Origin of the sequence: Fluviicola sp., assembly GCF_030151805.1 — a bacterium.
Taxonomy (GTDB): Bacteria; Bacteroidota; Bacteroidia; order Flavobacteriales_D; family Crocinitomicaceae; genus Fluviicola.
The window spans coordinates 1-3,468 of the sequence record NZ_JASLCN010000050.1 but is presented as its reverse complement, the minus strand read 5'-3'; the positions used below and the strand labels follow the sequence as shown (position 1 = coordinate 3,468).

Annotated in this window: 3 protein-coding genes and 1 pseudogene; 1 reads left to right on the top strand and 3 read right to left on the bottom strand. The window is 41.7% G+C overall.

Annotated elements, in window-relative coordinates:
• A pseudogene (locus Q1V93_RS01995) lies at positions 1-287 on the top strand (hypothetical protein); the annotation flags it as partial.
• Positions 288-398: 111 nt separating this feature from the next.
• On the opposite strand, the gene Q1V93_RS01990 reads toward Q1V93_RS01995, so the two are convergent.
• From Q1V93_RS01990 to Q1V93_RS01980, 3 genes are all read right to left on the bottom strand, one after another.
• Positions 399-1,433 carry a DUF4886 domain-containing protein gene (locus tag Q1V93_RS01990; protein WP_300660741.1) on the bottom strand — a complete coding sequence of 345 codons (1,035 nt, stop codon included), beginning with the start codon at positions 1,431-1,433 and terminating at the stop codon, positions 399-401.
• Entirely contained in the window at positions 1,426-2,766 is a 1,341-nt protein-coding gene (locus Q1V93_RS01985; RefSeq protein ID WP_300660738.1) for an acyltransferase, read from the bottom strand. The genes Q1V93_RS01990 and Q1V93_RS01985 overlap by 8 nt, the downstream gene beginning before the upstream one ends.
• A 53-nt stretch (positions 2,767-2,819) precedes the next feature.
• Positions 2,820-3,468 (bottom strand): hypothetical protein (locus Q1V93_RS01980; RefSeq protein WP_300660736.1); only part of this gene is annotated, 649 nt, incomplete at its 5' end.

Below are 3,468 nucleotides of genomic sequence, written 5' to 3'. Positions count from 1 at the left end.
TTCGGAAAAGATACAAAGTGCCGGTTATTCCTGTAGGGAAAGTTTGGAGAAACTACAACATCGCTTATCCGGAAACCAATTTGTACACCGCAGATAACTCTCATCCTTCGTATGAAGGCTCTTACCTGGTTGCATGCACCATGTATTCCGCAATCTATGGAAAAAGCCCTGTGGGAGCAAATAAACTGACAATCCTGAATTCACAGGAATATACGCGGATTCAACAATTCACGGCAAAACAATCGGATAAAAGATATTTCAGAGATCTGTTGAAAGATTCGATCTGATATCAAGGATTGTTTTTGCTGTAGAATCGAAATAGTAACCACGAAACTTACTAGTTTTTCAGGCATTTACCAGCTGTGACTAAACGATCATCCGGATCTTAAAAAACGTACTTATTTTTTCGCCTGATTTGCCCGCTTTACTTTATTGGAAACGGTAACCATTTTCTTCAGGGTGAAATTGTTACAATGTTGTCTCATGTGTAAAGTAACGGTGTACGTACCGGAATTTTTGTAATAATGTTTCGGGTTCTTTTGAGTAGAAGTCGTTCCGTCACCGAAATCCCAATAATATTCTCCTGCGTTTTTAGTCAGGTTATTGAATTGAGCGGATAACCACGTTTCCCGGACTTTAAAATCAAGAAGCGGAGTTTCCTTCACGTCGAAAACACGTGTTTGATTCAGCTTATACTGATTCAGGTTTTTAAGTACAATGTTTGCGGCTGCCTGTTCGATTACTTTCCAATAAGTGCTGTCGACACGTTTCGGAGCGGTTCCGCCAACCGGAGATTCTTTGTAAATCGAAGCGAAAGCGGTACATGCGGCAGTGAAACTTCCCAATGCATTCGGGTGATAGCGATCCGTAAAATACAAATCAATGTCCGGATAAGTTTCACGGATATTTTTCCAGACCATTCCAACCGGAATAACAGGATAATGCAACGAATCGCTCATCAGCATGTAGCCGTTCCAGATTCGTTGCTGCATTTTCGGATAAGTATCGTTTGCCGGTTGCTCCGGATATCCTTTTTCGTAGCCCCAGGTCATATAGAAATAAATCTGGGCACAAGGACTTGTTTTTAATACGCTGTCGATCAGAATCTTTGCATACGGAATAGATTCTTTCAGGATCACAGAACTGTCTTCCGCAAACTCTCTCGAGAATCCCTGGATCAATACATAATCCCACTTGCGGGATTTCATTTTCTTGTAGGTACTCGGACGCTCGCTATGCGCTTTCAGCGTACTTCCGCTTACTGCAATCGAATCTGCGAAAACATTTTTTCCTTTTGATTTTGCCAAATGCTCAAATATCTTGGGCATGTTATTCATGTGCGTAAAGCTGTTACCGATAAATAAGACATTCGTCGGTTGTTGAGCAAATGAAATTCCGGTGATCAGAGAAAGAAACAGAGCTAATTTATTCATTGCGCAATTTTTTTCGTTTAGGATAGAAAATACCAAATACTTTATAATACAATTCTGTTAACGGTTCAATGTATTTCACCATGATGACAAACACGGTAATGAAAAATGCTGAAATTGAAATCGAAACCCATGGATCAAACTGACGGTGATACCACAACTCAGGATCAAGTCCTATGCCAACAATTCCGCCATACAAAATAATTACGTGCACAATGTAAACCGGGAAGGTTGTTTGTCCCATTTTCAGGAACAGAGGCGCATTGATCTTGAAGTTTGCATCTACGAGCATCAATGTTCCCAAAAGCATGGCAACCTGTCCCATGCGGGCAAAACCGGTGGTATTGTTTTCAAAGCAGCCATGTGCCGTCAAACCGATCCAGTTTGTAAATTGATCCAATTCGTGGAAAAGCGATTGTCCGGCAACGTTGAAGAACAACCCGATTGCGATAAACGTGATTCCGAACCACCATTTACGCACATTTTTCTCGTAATGCCGGATAATCGCACCGATCATTCCTCCCATCAATACATAACCTGAATAACGGACAAAACTGAAGTCGGAGAATTCCCCGTAGATCATGTTCTGGATGAATTTCGGAGCTCCCTGCGGAATAAATGCTCCCGGATCTTTGATCGTTTTGATTCCTTCGGAAACACCGTAAAGTTTGATATGTTCTTTCAGATATCCGTAAATCACGAACAGAATCAGCGCCGCGATCAGGTAATAAAGATACAATGGTCCTTTTTTGATGATCTTATAGATCCCGAAAACCAACAACAGGAAGAAAATTCCGAACCCGATTGATTGTAATACGTGGAAAGCTTGAAACCAGTTGAAATGATACGTAAAGATCCAGGCTTTGCTGGTACTTGCCGTTGGGAAGAAAGGAACTAAAATATCGTGGAACCAGGACCCGATTAAATCCAGGAAATTGGCATTCTTCAATTTTCCATAGAATTCAAAACCGTATCGGGTATCTCTGAAAAATGTAATGAAATCGAATTGAATGAAGTAACCCCAGAATAAAAGCATTTTAACGCGGCCAAACCCTTTTTTCACACGTTCATTCTGAAAATAAGGTTCGTTTGTTGACCGGCTTAAAAGGTAAACAAATACTACACCGGTTACGGCAAAGAAGAGAGGAGAAGTTAAACCGTGAAGGTTGTGCCAAAAGCTAAACAGCCAATTATTGTCATCCCGGTATTTATCCGCAAGTGCAGAACCAGTGAAATGGCCTTCAAGCATCATCAGAATGGCGATCGACCGCGCCATATCTATAAACTTCAACCTGGGGCGGGCAGCGAGCTGTACCCCGGCATTTTCTCCTGACATAGTTTGATTTTACAGGCAAAGATACATTTTATACCAATTCAATTCAATAAATTCTATTTGGGTGTTTCTCCCAGCAGCATCAAACGAATGGGGGCGCTATATCCTTCAAAATAAATCAGTATCGGGAAGGAAAAGATGCCGTCGGGAAGTTTTTTTACGGTATTCGCCTGAACCAAAACGCTTCCTTTTGCAGGAACACTGTTTCCGAAGCTGAAATTCACTAAATCGCCCTCTGTTTTAATAGCACTGATTTTGAGTGATTTGTTGTGGTTGTTGTAAATTGAAAACTGAAATGGATTTTCTCCCTGCTGAATTTTTCCAAGTGTAATGACATTCGGAACGCAGTCTACAAAGAAGAAAATAGAATCGGTTTCGAGGTAACTCACACTTTGAATTTCGATCTTACGTTCTCTGGCTGCAGATCTCGAAAAAACCGAATTCTTCACATCGTTCGGATTATCACTCGTAATCTGATTCGCGGTGTATTCACCATACGGAACTCCGACCAATTCCAGTTTCCCGCCATTTTTAGCTGTTGCGTCCAGGTAGGGAGCAAAAACTCCGTTGTCGAAAGCGCGCAGGTAATTGCTGAGCGACATAATTCGTCGTTGTGTCAGGGCAACGTTGTATTCCGTTTTTGCAAGCGGTGATGCAAAGCCGCGCACGTTCAACCTGATCTGGAACCCTTTTTGCAATTCCTCC

Excerpts from the sequence above, each read along its gene's own strand:
- Q1V93_RS01990 (WP_300660741.1), bottom strand. The coding sequence starts at position 1,433 with ATGAATAAATTAGCTCTGTTTCTTTCTCTGATCACCGGAATTTCATTT.
- Q1V93_RS01985 (WP_300660738.1), bottom strand. The coding sequence starts at position 2,766 with ATGTCAGGAGAAAATGCCGGGGTACAGCTCGCTGCCCGCCCCAGGTTG.